This is a genomic window from Duganella sp. AC237 (assembly GCF_979254035.1).
On the sequence record NZ_CEEDEW010000003.1, the window covers coordinates 3624073 to 3641438 of the forward strand.

Genomic DNA, 17366 nt, shown 5'->3' on the forward strand with positions numbered 1-17366 from the left:
CAGCACGGCGCCCGCACCGCACCTCCCTCCCAGACCACACCCCATATCCCCAAAGGCCGCCGTCATGACCCGCAAGCCCAAGATTCAACATGTGATGGAGTACCCCCAGCCGGAGCAGCCGCACGGATTCGCGCTCAAAATGATGGAGTTGCTGGTCATCCCGACCTTCGTGCTCGATTGCCACGGCAAAGTCATCATCTGGAACCGCGCCTGCGAGCGCCTGACGGCGGTCGACGCCTGGGAAGTGCTGGGTACCAACGATCACTGGCGCGGCTTTTACCATGAACAACGCACCACCCTGGCCGACCTGGTGCTCAAGGGCCGCGGCGCCGACCCGCACGGCCAGCGCCGCGCCGATCCCGACGGCAACCTGCGCGCGGAAAACTGGTGCGACATGCCGCGTATCGGCCGGCGCCGCTACTTGGCGGCCGACGCCAGCCCCATCGTCGACAACGAGGGCAAGCTGCTGGCGGTGGTCGAGACGCTGCGCGACGTGACGGACGAAAAATGCGCGCAGGTGGCGCTGGAACAGCTGGCCACGCGCGACGGCCTGACCGGCCTGGCCAACCGCCGCTGCTTCGACAACACGCTGTACGCCGAGTGGCAGCGCGCGCTACGCCAGCAACAGCCGCTGTCGTTGCTGATGGTCGATGTCGACAATTTCAAGCAGTACAACGATGCCTACGGCCACCTGGGCGGCGACGAATGCCTGCAACGGATCGCCAAGGCGGTGGCCAGCGAAATGCGCACCAACGACCTGGTGGCGCGCTACGGCGGCGAGGAGTTCGCCGTGATCCTGCCCAACCAGTCGCTCAAGGGCGCGGCCATCGTGGCCGAGCGCATCCGCTGCCGGGTCGAGCAGCTGCACATGCCCAACCTGGGCACGCAGGGCCACGTGGTGACGGTGAGCATCGGCGCGGCCACCGCGCTGGCGGCGCCGGACAACGATTCGAGCCAGCTGGTGGCGGCGGCGGACTCGGCGCTCTACCGCGCCAAGCACATGGGCCGCAACCGCATCAGCCTGCCCACGGCCGACGGCGACCTGGCGGCGGCCATTGCCGACGCCGTGCAAACACCGCCCGTCAATCGAAAGGATTGACCACCTTCGTAACGGACGGCGCCGGCAATGCGGCCGGCAGCGCCATGGCCTCCAGCCGCGCCACGATATCGACCAGCAGCCGCTGCAGCAGGCGCGCGTCGGCCAAGCCGGCCTGGTCGGCCGTCAAGTCGATATCGCCGCTGACGGTGACCCGGTCGACCCGGTTCTCGATCGTCAGGCGGCCGACATGCAACACGTCCGACTCGTTCGCATAGGGAACGAATTTCAATTGGCCCATTGCCTGCTCCTCTCCTTGCCCGTGCCCTTGCGCTGACGTACATTGGGCAGCCGCAACAGCGCCTGCTTTTGCTGCGCCGACAACGACGGTAACAGATCGATGCCGATCCTGCTTTCCAGTTCGGCGACGCCGAGCACCTCGTACTCCGCACCGGCCCGGTTTTCGACGAAATAGGCGGCCCCGGCGCGCTGACGCGGGCTGTAGACCAATTTGTACAAGTGGGTCGGCACCAGCACCTCGCCGACCTTGCGCACTTCCCGGCCGATGAAGGCCGGACCGGTGATGACATACAGATCGCCCTCCTTTTGCGCCAGTTTCCGCACCACCGCCTCGATGCCGGCCCACAGGTGGCGGTTGTTCTCGGCGTCCTGCGGCACCATGTTGGCCAAGGTGAAGCTTTCGTGCTGGGTGCGCCGGTCCGGCATGTCGCCGTTGGGCGCCATGTGGCCACGGTCGTAGCCGCTGCGGGCGTAGTCGTCCAGCTCGGCCCGGGCGCCTGGCGGCAAACGCTTTTCCGCGTGGAAGCTGTCTTCGCGCAATAAATCCCTGGCGGCGGCGAGATGGCCGGCGGTCAGGTGCTCGGCCGACCACAGCGGCGTGCGCGTGATGCCGGAATGCATGACGCCAAACACGCCGTAGCACAGTTCGGTGGTGGCGGCGCCCAGCTTGCGGTTGGCGATCTCCGGCAGGCGGCCATCGACATAGTGAACCGGGCAACGGGTTTTGACAGCGCCGGCCTCGAGCGCCGACGCGGGGGACGACAGGCCCGCCGCAATGATCAGGCCGCAAGCGATGGCCGTTGCGGCCACGCTTCTTTGAAACACATTCATATTTCCCTAGGGCAGATTTTGGAGGCGGCATTCTAGCGGACCGCGCCCCAAACAAAAAGGGCCGAATCCGTCAGGATCCGACCCTTTTCAAAACATCCGCCCTACCAGAGGCCTTGTTTTATATTTCAATAGCAATAACACTGGTTGTCATTTTACATTGTTTTTCGCGACGTGGGTGAAAAATTTGACAACCACCGACAAGTGGCCGTCACGACGGTTTGTTGCGCCGCGTGGTGTTGCGGCGGCGGTGGCCGGTGCCGGTGCGGCCGGGCGGCTGCTTGGCTTCGCCCGCCTCGGCCCGCTGTTTGTTGACGATCCGGGCCGCCACCTCCTCCTCGCGGCCGGAATATCTTCCTTCCTGTTCGAATTTGTGTTCCAGCTCCTTGTACTCGTGCTCGCGCTTGGGGCTTGCTCCTCGGGGCATGACGGACTCCTTTCTTCAGAACATGTTCAGCATCTACGCGAACCATGCTACTGAAAGCCCGTCGACGATGTCGCACGGCTGCTACGCCGCAATCGCTGTTTCGCTTGTCAGCTTTCCACCGACAGCAGCAACTCTATTTCCGCCAGTAACTGCGCCATCGTGTCGACCACCCGGTAGGCGCCGGGGAAATCGTGGCCGCGCGTGAGCGCGTTGCGCAGGATGATGCAGCGGATGCCGGCCGCCATCGCCGCTTGCAGGCCGCGCGGCGAATCCTCGACCACCAGCGCGTCGGCCGCCGCCACGCCCAGCCGGGCCAGTCCCAGCAGGTACGGGTCCGGGGCCGGTTTGCTGTGGGCGCAGGATTCGTGGGTGAGCACGAATTCGAAGTGCCGCCGCAGCGGCAAACGCGCGTGGATGATATCGAAGTGCTCGCGGATGGAACTGGTGACGACGGCCATGCGCACGCGTGGCGCCAGGCTGGCCAGCACCCCGGCCACGCCGTCGATGGCCGGGATGTGCTCCGACGCCAGCCGCAGTGCGTAACTGCGATTGCGGTGCGCGCGGTGCTCCGCCATTTGCGCTTCGCCCATGGCCGGTTCCAGCAAATGCCAGGCGCCACGGTTGTCGGCCAGGTACCAGTCGAAGAAGTGCTGTTCGCTCAACTCGAGGCCAAGCGGCCTGAATAACTCCCGGTTGGCCTCGTAAAACAGCCGTTCGGTATCGACCAGCACGCCGTCATTGTCCCACAAAATTGCTTGCAGCATACTCCGCATTCCTTGTAAAGGCCGCCGAGCGGCCGAGCGATGACCAGCACGGACGCCCCTCCGCCCCTTGGCAGCGGCGATTGTACCCGCTGGCCTTGCCCGTCAGGGTATGCAATACTTGCCCCCAACACATACAGGAGCGACATGGCCGTTTTCGCACGACTTCCGCGCAGCCTCAAATTCCGCATGACCGGGGTCGTCGTGATGCTGGTGCTGGGGGCGACGATGACCGTGGCCTGGGTTGCGCTGGTGCTCGCCGAGCGCGACATGAAAAGCGTCATCGGCGACCAGCAATACGCGCTGCTGTCGTCGGCCGCCGCCCAGGTCGACGCCCAATTCACCGCCAGGAAGGTGCTGCTCGCCAGCCTGGCGGACACCGTCGTCGAGGGCGACAGCGCCAGCCCGGCAGCCATGCAGGCGTTCGTCGCCCGCCACCCGGTGGCCCGCGCGCGCTTCCTCAACCTGCACATCTACAACCGGCAAGGCGCGCTGCTCAACACCGACGGCACCGGCGGTGGCGCCGGTAGTGGCGCGGGTGTTGGAGTTACCGCGCTGGACCCGGGCGAGGCCGCGCACGCATGGTTCGAACGCGCGCTGGCGGCCGGCAAGCCGGCCGTATCGCCGCCTTTCAAAAGCATCTTGACGGGCCGTCCGGCGATCATGATCGTCCATCCGGTGCTGGACGCCGGCGGCCGCGCGCTCATGCTGCTGTGCGGCAGCATCGACCTGGGCAGCCCCTCGTTCACCGGGCAGGTGGCGGCGCAGAAGCCGGGCAAGACCGGCTACACCTACATGATGACCGCCGACGGCGTGCTGCTGCACCACCCCAACCCGGCCTTCCTGCTCAAGCGCGTCGACCAGCGCCCGGGCCACAGCAAGGCCACCGCGCTGGCGCTGACCGGCTTCGAGGGCTGGACCGAGACCACCGGCCGCGACGTCGTGCCGGCCATCTATTCGTTCAAGCGGCTGCGGGCCACCGACTGGATCATCGGCGCCCGCTTCCCGGTCGACGAAGCGTTCGCGCCGATGATCGCCATGCGCCACAAGGCCATGCTGGGCGCGGCCGGCTTCGCCGCGCTGGCCGGGCTGATGGCGTGGATCGCGGTGCAGTGGATGCTGCGGCCGCTGGGCCGCCTGCGCGGGCACATCGACGACATCCGCGGCGGCCGCGCCGACATCGGCGTGCTGCAGCGCGGGCGCGCCGACGAAATCGGCGCCCTGAGCATCGCCTTCCACGAACTGATGGCCGAGCGCGAGGCCGCGCAAACGGCGATCCGCGACAGCGAGGCGCTGATCAGCAGCATCCTCGAGCGCGCTCCGGACGCCTTCGTCAGCTGCGAAGCCACCGGCATCATCACCAAATGGAACGCCGCCGCCGAGCGCAGTTTCGGCTGGACCCGCGAGGAGGCGATCGGCCGCGACATCGCAGAGCTGATCGTGCCGCCGGCGATGCGCGGCAAGCACGGCGCCGGCATGCGCGCCTTCGCCGACGGCCACGCCGGGCGCCTGATCAACTCGCGGGTGCGGGTGGCCGCGCTGCACAAGGACGGCGGCGAGGTGCCGGTCGAGCTGTCGCTTGGCGCACTGCGCCACGAAGGGGCGTACTACGCCACCGCCTTCCTGCACGACGTCACCGAGCGGGTGGCCTACGAGCGCCAGATCGCCGCCAGCGAAAAGCGCCTGCGCACCCTGGCCGACAACCTGCCGGTGCTGATCTCCTACCTGGACCACGCGCGCACCTTCCAGTTCCTCAACGCCACCTTCCTGCACTGGTTCGGCATGGACCCGGTCAAAATGATCGGCCGCCACCTGGTCGAAGGCATCGGCAACACCCAGTACGCGCTGGCGCAACCGCACCTGGACCGCGCCTACCAGGGCCGCAACGCCACCTACGAGCACACCGCCAGGATCGACGGCGGCGAGCACGCGCTGGAGACCACCTTCGTGCCGGAACTGGGGGCCGACGGCGCCGTCATCGGCATCTATACGCTGACCCACGACACCACGCGCATGAAGGAAATCGAGCAGCGCCTGACGCAGCTGGCGCGCATCGACACCCTCACCGGCATCGCCAACCGCCGCATGTTCGAGGAGATCCTGCAACTGGCGATCGTGCGCGCCAAGCGCCATCGCAAGCCGCTGGCGCTGGCTTACCTGGACATCGACCACTTCAAGGCCATCAACGACACGCGCGGCCACGGCGCCGGCGACGACGTGCTCAAGGAGTTCGCCGCGCGCCTGACGGCCAACGTGCGCGCCTCGGACACCGTCGCCCGCGTCGCCGGCGACGAATTCATCATCATTTTCGAACAGGTCGCGCACGTCGAGGAAGCGGCGCGCATGGCGCTCAAGATTGTCGAAGCGATCCGGCGGCCGTTCGCCGTGGCCGATGCCGACATGGCGGTCACCACCAGCATCGGCCTGGCGCTGCACAACGGCGAAGGGGAATCGGCGGCGGCACTGGTGGCGCGCGCCGACAGCGCGCTGTACGCCGCCAAGCACAACGGCCGCGACGGCTACGCGATCGCCGACTGAGGCCTTACAGCGCGATCTCCTGCTTCGTGTCCCGCCGGGGTCGTGCTATTCTTCGCCCTCCCGCGCTACCGTACTTCACCCATGTCACTCACGCAATTCTTCAAGCTCGCCGAGCACGGCACGACCGTCCGCACCGAGGTCGTCGCCGGCCTCACCACCTTCCTGACGATGGCCTACATTATCTTCGTCAACCCGGCCATCCTGGGCGACGCCGGCCTGCCGAAGGACGCGGTGTTTGTCGCCACCTGCCTGGCCGCCGCGCTGGGCACGCTGATCATGGGCCTGTACGCCAACTACCCGATTGGCATGGCGCCCGGCATGGGCTTGAACGCCTACTTCGCCTACGCGGTGGTGCTCGGCATGGGCGTGCCGTGGCAAACGGCCCTCGGCGCGGTGTTCATCTCCGGCTGCCTGTTCATCGTCGTCAGCGTGTTCAAGGTGCGCGAGCATATCGTCAACGGCATCCCGCACTCGCTGCGGGTCGCCATCACCGTCGGCCTGGGCTTGTTCCTGGCGCTGATCGCGATGAAAAGCGCCGGCCTGGTGGTGGCCAACCCGGAAACGCTGGTCACCGTCGGCGACATGCACAATCCGCACACCCTGATGGCCATCTTCGGCTTCCTGCTGATCGTCACGCTGGACCGGCTGCGCGTGCCGGGCGCGCTGTTGATCGGCATCGTCGCCGTCACCGTGCTGAGCTTTTTCTTCGGCGGCAATACCTTCAAGGGCTTCATGTCGCTGCCGCCGTCGATCGCGCCGACCTGGTTCCACTTCGACCTGGCGGGCGCCATCTCGATGGGGCTGTTCAACGTGGTGCTGGTATTCTTCCTGGTGGAGCTGTTCGACGCCACCGGCACCTTGATGGGCGTGGCCAGCCGCGCCGGCCTGCTGGTCAACGGCAAAATGGAACGCCTGAACAAGGCGCTGCTGGCCGACAGCTGCGCCATCGTGGCCGGCTCGGTGCTGGGCACCTCGAGCACCACCGCGTATCTCGAAAGCGCGGCCGGCGTGCAAGCCGGCGGCCGCACCGGCCTGACGGCGCTGGTGGTCGCGCTGCTGTTCCTCGCGGCGCTGTTTTTCGCGCCGATCGCCGGCGTGGTGCCGGCCTACGCCACCGCGCCGGCGCTGCTGTTCGTCGCCTGCCTGATGCTGCGCGACCTGGTCGACGTCGACTGGAGCGACACCACCGAAAGCGTGCCGGCGGCGATCACCGCGCTGGTGATCCCGTTCACCTACTCGATCGCCCACGGCATCGCCTTCGGCTTCATCACCTACGCCGGCCTCAAGCTGCTGACCGGACAGGCGCGGCAGGTCAAGCCGGTGGTCTGGATCATCGCCATCGTTTTCCTGATTAAATACAGCGTCACGTAATCTCGGCCAGCTCGCGGATCGCCTGCACGCCGATGACGTTGTGCAGGCGCATGCGGCACAACACCAGCGGATCCTCCTCCGGCGCGGCCAAGCGCAAATGCACCTCCAGTCCGTGGGCGCCGGCGGTCGTGCGCAACCCGCGCAGCTCGATGCCCAGGCGGCGAACGACTGCCAGCGCGGCCTCGAGGGTGGCGATGGGCGCATCCGGCTCGATGCAAAAACGGTAGCTTTTATGGGTGGTATTCATGCCACCAGAATATCCATAGTCGAGCGAAATAGGCTTCCTGAATTTCCGCCGATTCGCCCATTTTGCAGAATATCTTCCCTGAAGATGTAAAATCCACGGAATATTCATCTTCATGGGAGCGAAACGTGGACATCGACGAGATCGACCGCCGCATCTTGCGCGAATTGCGCCAGGATGGCCGACTGAGTAATACCAAGCTGGCCGAAAAAGTCGGCCTGTCCACCACGCCGTGCTGGAACCGCGTGCGGGCGCTGGAAGAAGGCGCCATGATCGAGGGCTACACCGCGCTGCTGAGCCAAACGGCGCTGGGCTACCCGGACACCGTCATCATCGAGGTCACCCTGGACCGCCACGACGACGACATCTTCGAAAAATTCGGCGAGGCGCTGGCCGAACTGCCCGAGGTGATGGAAGCCTATTTGCTGACCGGCGAATACGACTACCTGATCAAGGTGGCGGTGGCCGGGACGGCGGGCTACGAGGAGTTCCTGCGACGCAAACTCTACAAGCTGCCGGGCTTGCGGCACAGCCGCTCGACGTTCGTGCTGCGCTGCCTGAAACGCACTTATTCGGTCGCGCCCTGAAGCAGCACCGCTATTATTGCGTTTAAAGAATTGTTGATAAACAGTAGCAACTCCTGCGATTTCGCCCACATTTACATGAGAATTACTATTTTTTCCCGACCACAAGATTTATACTCTTGGGAAATTAAATGTGAACGTGCATGCGAAAACTCTTTGCCTACTCCTATTTCATCGGCGACCCGGAACAGCAGCGACAATTCTTTGTCGAGGGCCGTCCCGTCGTCATCCTGACCCAGGCCTTCGGACTGATCGCCTGGCTGTGCGCCATCACGTTGCTGTTCGGCTCGAACGGCGACGGCCACTTGAAAGTACTGCTGGGCGCGCCGGGCATCCTGGCCAGCCTGTTCATGACCGTCCGCGCGCGCGCGCTGCGCCAATTGATCGTCAGCGGCGTGCTTGGAGCCGTCACCACCGCTGTCGCGTTCCGGCTGTTCGTCGACCAGACTGCGCATCCGGTGTTTTGGGTCCTGCCGATCGGCATCGCCATGGCGCTGGCGGCGGCGCCGGTGTTTAGCGGGCTGATCAACTACGTCGCCACCGTCATCGTCATCTGGCTGGTCCTCGGCGCCGGCAATTTCCCGGGGCAGCCGGGGCAGCTCGACTTCAACCTGGCGCTGGTCGCCGTCGGCGGCAGCCTGTGCATCGGCGTCTATCTCAACATTTTCTTCCTGGCCTTACGCGTGGGCAATTTCCGCGCCAGGCAGGAGTTGACGGTATTGGCGTTCAAGGACGGCCTCACCGGCATGAGCAACCGCCGCGCGTTCACCCTGGACGCCCGCGCCGCCCAGCAAACCGGTGGTCCGCTGCACCTGCTGATGATCGACATCGACGACTTCAAGAAGATCAACGATACGCTCGGCCACGACGCCGGCGACGAAGTCCTGAAAAGAACCGCCGCCGTCATCGGCAAGCTGTCCGCCAGCCACCTGTGCGGACGGCTGGGCGGCGAGGAGTTCGGCGTCGTCTTCCACGGCAACCTCGCAGACGCGTGCGCGTTCGCCGGGCGCATGCTGGACGAAGTGCGGGCCGCCTGCGTGCCGGCGCGGACCATCAGCATCGGCATCGCCGAATTCGACAAGCAGGCCGACCTCTCGGTCAGCTACCGCCTTGCCGACCGGGCGCTGTATTCGGCCAAGCACGCGGGTAAAAACCGCTACGTCGTGGCGGACGATCAGCGCGAGGCGGCCGCCTGACGCCGATCCGGCGCTTCTTCTTCCGGTTCCTCCAGACAGCCCAAGCCGATCAGCGTTGCCCGCATCGCCGTATCGAGCGGCGTATGCGGCTCGCCGCCCAGCACCGCGCGCAGCCGCGCGTTCGACATCCGCAACGGTTGCCGCCACAGATAACGCATCTCGCGCAGCTCACGCAACACCGGCACGAAAGGCGATGCCAGGGTCAAAAGCCACCACGGGAAGGCGCGCGCCTTCAATTCCGGCCTGCCGGCGGCGCGCGCGATGGCGGCGACCATCCGCGTGCCGTCCGGATCCCAATGGCCCTCCATATGGTAAGTCGCGAACGTCGGCAACGCGTCGCCCTGCTCCACCAGCCGCACCATCGTCTCGGCGACATCTGGCAGGTAGGCCCATTGATGGCCGACGCCGGAACTGGACGGGTTGCTGATCGTTGTCACCGGCTTGCCCGGCTTGATCAAGCCTTGCGCCAGCCAGCTGTTTCCCGCCTTGGGTCCAAAGAAGTCGCCGGCGCGCACGATCACGGTGCGCACGCCATCGGCCGCTGCGGCCTTCAGGCGCGCCTCCAGCGCGACGCGGATCGCGCCCTTGCGCGTGACAGGATGCTGCGGCGAGTCCTCGCGCAGGTGGGGAAACGCATCGGGACCGTAGTTGTAGATGGTCCCCGGCAGCAGGATGCGCGCACCGCAGGCGCGGGCAGCGGCAATGGTGTTGTCGATCATCGGCAGCACCAGCGCGCCCCAGTTGCGGTAGCCGGGCGGGTTGACCGCATGGACGATCAGCGACACGCCCTTCGCCGCGCCGACCACATCGTCGTGCTCCATGGCGTCGCCGGACAGCCATTCGATGCCGTCGCCGCTGACGGCCACGCGTTCCGGCGCGCGGTGCAGCGCCTTGACCTTCCAGCCGCGCGCCAGCAGCAAGCGCGCGACTTCGCCGCCAATGCCGCCGGTGGCGCCTAATACCAATGCGGTGTTGATCTGTTCCATGCCGTTCTCCTGTGGGTAATCGATGGAGTCAGTGTGGACCGGATCGCGCTAAAAGAAAATTACCGAAAGCCGAATAGCCGCTATACAATTCTGTATGACTACCCCTGCGACCCCCAGCGAACCGAATTGGGATTTATACCGCTCCTTCCTTGCCGTGATGGGCGAAGGGTCGCTGTCCGGCGCGGCGCGTGCGCTGGGGTTGACGCAGCCGACGGTCGGCAGGCATATCGAGGCCCTCGAGCAAGCGCTCGGCTTGTCGCTGTTCACGCGCTCGCAGGCGGGCCTGATCGCCACCGACGACGCCCGCGCGCTGCGTCCGCACGCCGAGGCGCTGGCCTCGGCCTCCACTGCGCTGCTGCGCGCCGCGTCGTCGCTGGGCCACGGCGCCGGGACGATACAGGGAACCGTGCGCGTCACGGCCAGTGAAGTGATCGGCGTGGAAGTGCTGCCGCCGATACTGGCACGCTTGAAAGACCGCCATCCCGGCATCGCGATCGAACTGGCGATCTCCAACCGCATCGAGGATTTGCTCAAGCGCGACGCCGACATCGCCGTGCGCATGCAGCGCCCGCAACAGAATGTGCTGATCGCCCAGCGCATCGGCGATATTGAAGTGGGATTTCACGCGCGGCGGGATTATCTGGAACGGCATGGCACGCCGCATGGCTGGGCCGAAATGAAGGGGCATTGCTTGATCGGCGTGGCGACGGAAAATGCCTTCACCCGCAAGCTGTCACACAAACTAGATCAATTGGACGCCGGCGCGTATGCCCTGCGCAGCGACAGCGACCTGGTGCACCTGGCGGCGATCCGCGCAGGGCTGGGCATCGGCATTTGCCAGGTGTGGCTGGCGGGCCGCGATCCCTCGCTGGTGCGGGTGCTGCCGGATCTGTTGAATATTCCGCTCGAAACCTGGCTGGCGATGCATGAGAACCTGCGCGCCAACCCCGCGTGCGCCGCCGCATTCACGGCGCTGGCCGAAGGATTATCCGGCTACGCCAACGGCCGCGACATCACTTAGTCAATTAGCGCGACGCCACGCGGCCCTGACGACGCAACTCGTCCTGCATCTGCAAGGTGCTGCGGGCGGCCTGCAAAGTCATCGCGTCGGTGCCGCCGGTCTTGCGCATCGAGGGGCGCGGCAGATCGGCCCAGCGGCTGCGCGGCAAACCGGCGCCGCCCTGCACGGCCGGAACCACGCGTTCGACACCGCTGTTGATGATGATGCCCTCGGCGCCGGTGTCGCTGACGGCGGCTTCGTCGTTGGCGACACGGCTGCCCTGCGGGCATTCGGCATCGGTCAACAGCACGGAACCTTGGGCATCGACGCAGCGGTTGATGCCGGCGCTGGCGAACGAGGTGGCGGTGGCGGTGGCGGCGAACAGGCCGGCGCACAGCAGCATTTTTGTCAATTTCAGCGATGTCTTCATGATCGTTACCCCGTTCAGCTAATGGCGCAATGATCCTCCGTTGCCACCGCCCGCTCTGTACGGAACCACACGTAATCGGTGTCGGGTACAATAGTGCCTTCTTCCGTAACAAGATGACGCAGCGCCGGCCATGCCCGGCCCCGCCGTCCCATGCCTATGAAACCATTGCTGTTCGTACCCGCGCTCGCGCTATCACTCACCTGCGGCCACGCCGCCGCCGTCGATCTGGACCCGCCGTACGGCTGGAGCACCTCCGCCGAACTGGGCGCGATCTCCACCTCCGGCAACACCGTCGGTACCTCCGTCACCGGCAAAATCGATTCCAAGCAGGAACTTCCCGACTGGAGCAACGAGTACATCGCCGCCGGCTATTTCAAGGACGAGCAGGTCACCACTTCCGACGGCGAAAAAGTGCGCGAGCGTTCGGCGCAGCGCTACTCGCTGTCGGCCAAGGCCGCGTACAAGCTGATGCAGGACCGCGACCGCCTGTTCGCGCTCGCCACCCACGTCGACGACCGCTTCGGCGCCTACATCCGCTACTCGACCATCGGCGTCGGTTACGGCACCCAGGTCTACCAGTCCGAGACCAAGACCCTGGACGTGGAGATCGGTCCGGGCTACTTCCGCGGCGCGCGCGACACCGGCGAGACCGAGAACGGCATGACGATCCGCGGCGCGGGCAACTTCAAATGGCGCCTGAGCGAAAACGCGCTGTTCCAGCAAACGCTGATGGTCGAACGCGGCACCTCGAACACCCACTCGGAGGCGGAAACGTCGCTGCGCACCAAAATCAACAACACCATGCAGTTGAAGGCCGCGTTCAGCGTCCGCAGCGACACCAACGTGCCGGACGATAAAAAGAGCACCGACACGCAAACCTCGGTGACCCTGGTCTACTCTTTCTGACGCCCTTACTTCTCTTCTCTCTGAATTCAACATGAACACTCCACGCATCCTCGGCACGCCGCTGTCCCCCACCGCCACCAAAGTCATGCTGCTCGGCTCCGGGGAGCTGGGCAAGGAAGTCATCATCGCGCTGCAGCGCCTGGGCGTGGAAGTGATCGCCGTCGACCGCTATCCGAACGCGCCGGGCCACCAGGTCGCGCACCGCGCCCATGTCATCAACATGACCGACGGCGCCGCCCTGGCCGCGCTGATCGAACAGGAAAAGCCGGACCTGATCGTGCCGGAGATCGAAGCCATCGCCACCGACACGCTGGCCGCGCTGGAACAAGCCGGCAAGATCACCTGCATTCCTACCGCCCGCGCCGCGCAGTTGACGATGAACCGCGAAGGCATCCGCTGCCTGGCCGCCGAGACGCTCGGCCTGGCGACGTCGCCGTACCGCTTCGCCAGCAGCCTGGCGGAGCTGGAGGCGGCCACCGCCGCCATCGGCTTCCCGTGCGTGATCAAACCGGTCATGTCGTCGTCGGGCAAAGGCCAGTCGAAGATCGACAGCGCCGCCGAAGTCAAGGCCGCGTGGGACTACGCCGCCGCCGGCAGCCGGGTCGACTCGGGCCGCGTGATCGTGGAAGGCTTCATCGACTTCGACTACGAGATCACCTTGCTGACGGTGCGCTCGATCGGCGCCGACGGCCAGGTGGAGACGCTGTTCTGCGACCCGATCGGCCACGTGCAGGTGCAAGGCGACTACGTCGAATCGTGGCAGCCGTGCCGCATGGACCCGGTGGCGCTGGAACGCGCGCGCGACATCGCCGGCAAGGTGACCGGCGACCTGGGCGGCCTTGGCCTGTTCGGCGTCGAGCTGTTCGTCAAGGACGACATGGTGTGGTTCTCGGAAGTGAGCCCGCGCCCGCACGACACCGGCATGGTGACCATGGCGACCCAGGTGCAAAGCGAGTTCGAACTGCACGCCAAGGCGATCCTGGGCCTGCCGGTCAATGTCGCGCTCAAGGCGCCGGGCGCCTCGGCCGTCATCTATGGCCAGCACGAAGCGGCCGGCATCGCGTTCGAGGGCGTGGCCGAAGCGTTGCGGGTGCCGGGCAGCGACATCCGCCTGTTCGGCAAGCCGGAATCGTTCGCGCGCCGCCGCATGGGCGTGGCGCTGGCGACGGCGGACGATGTGGAAACGGCGCGCGCGCGCGCCAAGGAAGCGGCGTCGAAGGTCAGGCCGGTGATCGGCAAATAATCGAATGTCGGGCGGATGCGGCGCAACGCCGCCATCCGCCAGCTACATCTGCCTGAACAAATCCACGTAATTCCGGCTCACCACCAGCTGCTCGTCGCGCCCCTTCAGCTGCACCATCAAGCGCCCGCGAAAATCCTGCCGCGTCCCCGCCACATGCCGGGCCGCGACGATCACGCTGCGGTGTATCTGCCAGAATTGCCGCTCGTCGAGCTGCTCGCGCAATTTGCTGATCGGCGTGCGGATCAAACTCTCGCCATCGGCCAGGAACACGCTCGTATATTTGTCATTGCTCTGGAAGTAAATCACCTCGTCGATCGAGATCAAACGGGTCTGATCGCCCTGCGAGGCGCGTATCCACTGCAACGGCTCCGCAGCCGCAACGGGAGCCGCCACCGCTCCGCCCAGCTGCGCCAACAAGGCCTGCAACGCGGCCGCCGTCACCCCGCCCGCCGCCGCAGGCGCGTGCCCGGCTTCGCGCCGCGCCTGCAACGCGGCCTTCAACTTCCCCACCGTCTTCGCCAACCGATCCAGGCCGGCCGGCTTCAACAAATAATCCACCGCCGAATGCTCGAAAGCCTCCACCGCGTACTGGTCGAAAGCGGTGACGAACACGATGTGCGGCGGCTTCGGCCCCTCCACCAGCCGCGCCGCCACGTCCAGTCCCGTCATGCCCGGCATGCGGATATCCAGGAACACCACATCGGGCGCCTGCTCGTCGATCAGGCGCAGCGCATCGAGTCCGTTGGCCGCCTTGGCGACCACCCGCAGTTCCGGCCACACGGTGTTGAGCTGTCCCTCCAGGTAATCGCGCAGGTGCGCCTCGTCGTCGGCTATCAGGGCGTGGAAGGTATCGATGTCGGACTCGCGTTCAAAGGCAGCATCAGGCGCACCGTCATGCCGCTGGGTTGATTTTCCAGTAATTCTACCCGAGCCGCGCCGCCGTACAAACTGGCCAGGCGCTCGCGCAGATTGCTCAGGCCCACGCCGCCGCCGGGCTTCTTCGCCGCCCCTTGGCCGGCCAGGCCGGCGCCGGTGTCGCTGACCTCCACGCACACGCGATCGCCCAGCACGCGCGCGCCGATGACGATTTCGCCGCCCTCCACCTTCGGCTCCAGGCCGTGGGTGATCGCGTTCTCCACCACGGGCTGCAGCAGCATCGGGGCGATCGCGAAGCCGCGCAGGTCATCCGGCACGTCGATGCGGTAGCGCAGCCGCTCGCCCATGCGTACCGCCAGCACATCCAGGTAGGCCGCCAGCAGGGCCGCCTCGCTGGCCAACGTCGCCTGGTCGCCGCGGCTGGCCGCCAGGCTGGCGCGCAGATAGTCGATGAAGCGTTCCAGCATATGCTGCGCCTTGGCCGGCTGGGTGCCGATCAGGCCGACCACGTTGGCCAGCGTGTTGTACAAAAAGTGCGGCTCGATCTGCGCCTGCAACGCGCGCAGGCGCGCCTCCGCCAGCAGCCGCTGGCTCGACGCGATCAATGCGTTGTCGCGCGCCGCCGCCATCGCCTGCTGCATCCGCCGCTCCCCGCTGCGATGAACCAGGTACATGAATCCGGCGACCAGCACGCCCGTCGCCAGCGAATACACCCATACGCCGCGCTGGCCCAGCACCAGCAGAGGATTGGCTCTGTTCATCAGCACATTGCCCAGCCCTATGCCGACCGGCACGCTGAACGACATCAGCGCGACGTAGAACAGCATGCGCCGCGCACCGCGCAGGCGCGCCACCCAGCCGTCGAGCGAGCGGTTCAGCGCAAACATACCGCCATACACCAGCCCACCGATCAAGTTCGAGATGATCAGCGTCGTCGGAAAATCGCTGCGCAGCCTCTGGACGCTCGCGCCGCCGGCCATGTCGATCACCGTCAGCGCCAGCGCCACCGCACAGCTGAAGATGACGGTGTAGACAACGTTGCGGGGCACCGAATGCGGCCAGCGCCGGAAAAACGGGATGACTTCGAGCGGATGCGCGATCGGCGGCGGTTTGGCGCCCGGGATGGTGTCGTGGATAGTATTCATGTCGGCAGAAAGTTACCATGAAAGCAAACCGGCGCGCGATAAGACAATCGCGCGAGCGCCCTTGGACCGGCCTTGATGTTGTGCGCATCGAACACCGTCAGCACCGTCTGGCCGCGCCGCGTGTCCTGCGCCACGCCGACCAGATAGCCGTCGGTCTCCGAACGCGCCCCGCGCCGGGGCACCAGCACGTGCTCCTCCACCTGCCAGCCGGCGCCGAAAGCATAGCTATCGGCCTTGCCGCTGTCGGTGTCGATCAGATTGACGGTATTGAGGATCAGATCCTTGCCGACGCCGTCGGCGCCGAGCACCGCCAGCCGGCGGTGGCGCGCCGACACCACCTGCGGCGCCACGCGCGGGAACTCGCTGACGCCGAACAGCCGCGCCTCGCGCGCCTGGCCGGTGGCGTAGTCCAGGGTGATCTGCACCGTGGCGCTGCGTCCCGCGCCGTATTCTCGCATGTCGCCGCGCATCGGCAGCGCGGGATCGGGCAGGACGTCGCCTTCGTGCAGCACCGCGTCCAGACGCGTGCAGGCGCCGTCCTCGAACGCGTTCCCGAGGTGGAAGACGGAGCGCGCGGGCAGTTCGAACACCCGGCGCAGTTCCAGCGTATTCTTGTCGATGACGACCGCGCGCAGCGGCCGCGCAGCGCCGTCCCATTGCATGCGTTCGGCCAGACTGAGACCGGCATCGGCGCGCATGGCGTACGGCGGCACCAGGAAGATCAGGTGGCGGCCGCTGACGACGAAGTCGTGCACCATGTTCAGGCGCGGCACCGGCACCATGGCGGTGCGGGTCACCTCGCCGGCGGCGTTCAGGCGATAGATCACCAACTGGTCGCCGCCGGGCGGATTGCCGAAGTTCCACAGGCCGCCATCAGGGTCGATTTTGGGATGGGCGGAAAAAGGCATGGCTTTCAGGTCGGCGCGCCAGGTCTTGGCGCCACGCGTGGCCAGCGTCTCCGGATCGAGTTCGATCGCCGAGCCGCCCTCCCACAGCGCGTACACGGCGCCATTGAACGGCAGCAGATTGGTGTTGGCGACGTTGACGCTGTCGTTGTTCTTCACCGCGCGGCGCGCGATCGCAGTGCCGAAGGCCGGATACAGGAAGCGGCCCGCCTTGTTCTCCTCGTCGAATTTTTTCGTCAACACGAAACGGCCGCGATGAGCGACCTTGCCGCCACCGACTTGCCAGCGCTGGGCAAAGCCGTCGCCGTCGAACCAATGGTGATAGCGCTCGCCGCCCAACTCGAAGCGTCCCGGCCCGTTGCGGTAAAACACGCCGTTCAGGTCCGCCGGCATGCTGCCCGCAACCTGCGCCACGCCCGCCTGTTCGCCGCCGGTATCGGCGTACACGGACAGACGCGGATTGCGCTCAAGCGCCTGATGGAAGCGGCGCGAGGTCTCGCTGTCGGCAAAGGCCGGCCCGGTGGACGCACCCAGGGCGGCAAGGCCGATGCCACGGGAAAGAAACTGGCGGCGTTGGTTCATCATCTCCC

Annotated in this window: 18 protein-coding genes; 8 read left to right on the forward strand and 10 right to left on the reverse strand. The window is 66.3% G+C overall.

Annotated elements, in window-relative coordinates; all coding sequences use genetic code 11:
- Window positions 1-64: 64 nt before the first annotated feature.
- Window positions 65-1099, forward strand: coding sequence for a GGDEF domain-containing protein (locus tag AC0IYS_RS16160; protein WP_471706106.1), 1035 nt, complete (start codon window positions 65-67; stop codon window positions 1097-1099).
- On the opposite strand, the gene AC0IYS_RS16165 is transcribed toward AC0IYS_RS16160, so the two are convergent.
- From AC0IYS_RS16165 to AC0IYS_RS16180, 4 genes are all read right to left on the reverse strand, one after another.
- Window positions 1083-1337, reverse strand: a complete 255-nt coding sequence (locus AC0IYS_RS16165) for a hypothetical protein (protein WP_471706107.1) — start codon at window positions 1335-1337, stop codon at window positions 1083-1085. The two genes, AC0IYS_RS16160 and AC0IYS_RS16165, sit on opposite strands and share 17 nt — an antisense overlap.
- Window positions 1325-2167, reverse strand: a complete 843-nt coding sequence (locus AC0IYS_RS16170) for a DNA/RNA non-specific endonuclease (protein WP_471706108.1) — start codon at window positions 2165-2167, stop codon at window positions 1325-1327. The genes AC0IYS_RS16165 and AC0IYS_RS16170 overlap by 13 nt, the downstream gene beginning before the upstream one ends.
- Window positions 2168-2375: 208 nt before the next feature.
- Window positions 2376-2591 (reverse strand): hypothetical protein, encoded by a 216-nt coding sequence (locus tag AC0IYS_RS16175; protein WP_471706109.1) that lies wholly within the window; start codon window positions 2589-2591, stop codon window positions 2376-2378.
- 107 nt (window positions 2592-2698) lie between these two features.
- The gene (locus AC0IYS_RS16180; RefSeq protein ID WP_471706110.1) at window positions 2699-3355 is read right to left on the reverse strand and encodes an HAD family hydrolase; all 657 of its coding nucleotides are present in this window, start codon (window positions 3353-3355) and stop codon (window positions 2699-2701) included.
- A 144-nt stretch (window positions 3356-3499) separates the two neighbouring features.
- On the opposite strand from AC0IYS_RS16180, the gene AC0IYS_RS16185 reads away from it, so the two are divergent.
- Both AC0IYS_RS16185 and AC0IYS_RS16190 read left to right on the forward strand, forming a co-directional pair.
- On the forward strand, window positions 3500-5890 hold the full coding sequence (locus tag AC0IYS_RS16185; RefSeq protein WP_471706111.1) for a diguanylate cyclase domain-containing protein: 2391 nt from the start codon (window positions 3500-3502) through the stop codon (window positions 5888-5890).
- Window positions 5891-5971: 81 nt separating this feature from the next.
- On the forward strand, window positions 5972-7261 hold the full coding sequence (locus tag AC0IYS_RS16190) for an NCS2 family permease (RefSeq protein ID WP_471706112.1): 1290 nt from the start codon (window positions 5972-5974) through the stop codon (window positions 7259-7261).
- Here AC0IYS_RS16190 and AC0IYS_RS16195 read toward each other — a convergent pair.
- Window positions 7254-7508, reverse strand: coding sequence for a hypothetical protein (locus AC0IYS_RS16195; protein ID WP_471706113.1), 255 nt, complete (start codon window positions 7506-7508; stop codon window positions 7254-7256). The genes AC0IYS_RS16190 and AC0IYS_RS16195 overlap by 8 nt on opposite strands.
- Window positions 7509-7633: 125 nt before the next feature.
- Between AC0IYS_RS16195 and AC0IYS_RS16200 the strand changes: the two genes are divergently transcribed.
- Window positions 7634-8092 (forward strand): Lrp/AsnC family transcriptional regulator, encoded by a 459-nt coding sequence (locus tag AC0IYS_RS16200; RefSeq protein WP_471706114.1) that lies wholly within the window; start codon window positions 7634-7636, stop codon window positions 8090-8092.
- Window positions 8093-8232: 140 nt separating this feature from the next.
- Window positions 8233-9285: a GGDEF domain-containing protein gene (locus AC0IYS_RS16205; RefSeq protein ID WP_471706115.1), complete on the forward strand. Its 1053-nt coding sequence runs from the start codon at window positions 8233-8235 to the stop codon at window positions 9283-9285.
- Here the strand turns inward: AC0IYS_RS16205 and AC0IYS_RS16210 are convergent.
- Window positions 9264-10271: an SDR family oxidoreductase gene (locus AC0IYS_RS16210; RefSeq protein WP_471706116.1), complete on the reverse strand. Its 1008-nt coding sequence runs from the start codon at window positions 10269-10271 to the stop codon at window positions 9264-9266. The two genes, AC0IYS_RS16205 and AC0IYS_RS16210, sit on opposite strands and share 22 nt — an antisense overlap.
- 94 nt (window positions 10272-10365) lie before the next feature.
- Between AC0IYS_RS16210 and AC0IYS_RS16215 the strand changes: the two genes are divergently transcribed.
- Window positions 10366-11292 (forward strand): LysR family transcriptional regulator, encoded by a 927-nt coding sequence (locus AC0IYS_RS16215; RefSeq protein ID WP_471706117.1) that lies wholly within the window; start codon window positions 10366-10368, stop codon window positions 11290-11292.
- Between the two features lie 4 nt (window positions 11293-11296).
- On the opposite strand, the gene AC0IYS_RS16220 is transcribed toward AC0IYS_RS16215, so the two are convergent.
- A complete protein-coding gene (locus AC0IYS_RS16220; RefSeq protein WP_471706118.1) occupies window positions 11297-11701 on the reverse strand; it encodes a DUF4124 domain-containing protein in 405 nt (134 codons plus the stop codon).
- Between the two features lie 156 nt (window positions 11702-11857).
- Between AC0IYS_RS16220 and AC0IYS_RS16225 the strand changes: the two genes are divergently transcribed.
- Together AC0IYS_RS16225 and purT are read left to right on the forward strand one after the other, a co-directional pair.
- The gene (locus AC0IYS_RS16225) at window positions 11858-12607 is read left to right on the forward strand and encodes a DUF481 domain-containing protein (protein WP_471708893.1); all 750 of its coding nucleotides are present in this window, start codon (window positions 11858-11860) and stop codon (window positions 12605-12607) included.
- A 31-nt stretch (window positions 12608-12638) separates the two neighbouring features.
- Window positions 12639-13850 carry a formate-dependent phosphoribosylglycinamide formyltransferase gene (gene purT, locus AC0IYS_RS16230; protein WP_471706119.1) on the forward strand — a complete coding sequence of 404 codons (1212 nt, stop codon included), beginning with the start codon at window positions 12639-12641 and terminating at the stop codon, window positions 13848-13850.
- 42 nt (window positions 13851-13892) lie between these two features.
- Here the strand turns inward: purT and AC0IYS_RS16235 are convergent, their stop codons facing one another.
- The 3 genes from AC0IYS_RS16235 to AC0IYS_RS16245 are packed head-to-tail and all read right to left on the reverse strand — an operon-like array spanning window position 13893 to window position 17361.
- Complete coding sequence (locus AC0IYS_RS16235) at window positions 13893-14630, reverse strand: LytR/AlgR family response regulator transcription factor (RefSeq protein ID WP_471706120.1); 738 nt, start codon at window positions 14628-14630, stop codon at window positions 13893-13895.
- Window positions 14631-14683: 53 nt separating this feature from the next.
- Window positions 14684-15871 carry a sensor histidine kinase gene (locus AC0IYS_RS16240; protein ID WP_471706122.1) on the reverse strand — a complete coding sequence of 396 codons (1188 nt, stop codon included), beginning with the start codon at window positions 15869-15871 and terminating at the stop codon, window positions 14684-14686.
- The gene (locus tag AC0IYS_RS16245; RefSeq protein WP_471706123.1) at window positions 15868-17361 is read right to left on the reverse strand and encodes a carotenoid oxygenase family protein; all 1494 of its coding nucleotides are present in this window, start codon (window positions 17359-17361) and stop codon (window positions 15868-15870) included. The genes AC0IYS_RS16240 and AC0IYS_RS16245 overlap by 4 nt, the downstream gene beginning before the upstream one ends.
- Window positions 17362-17366: the final 5 nt, after the last annotated feature.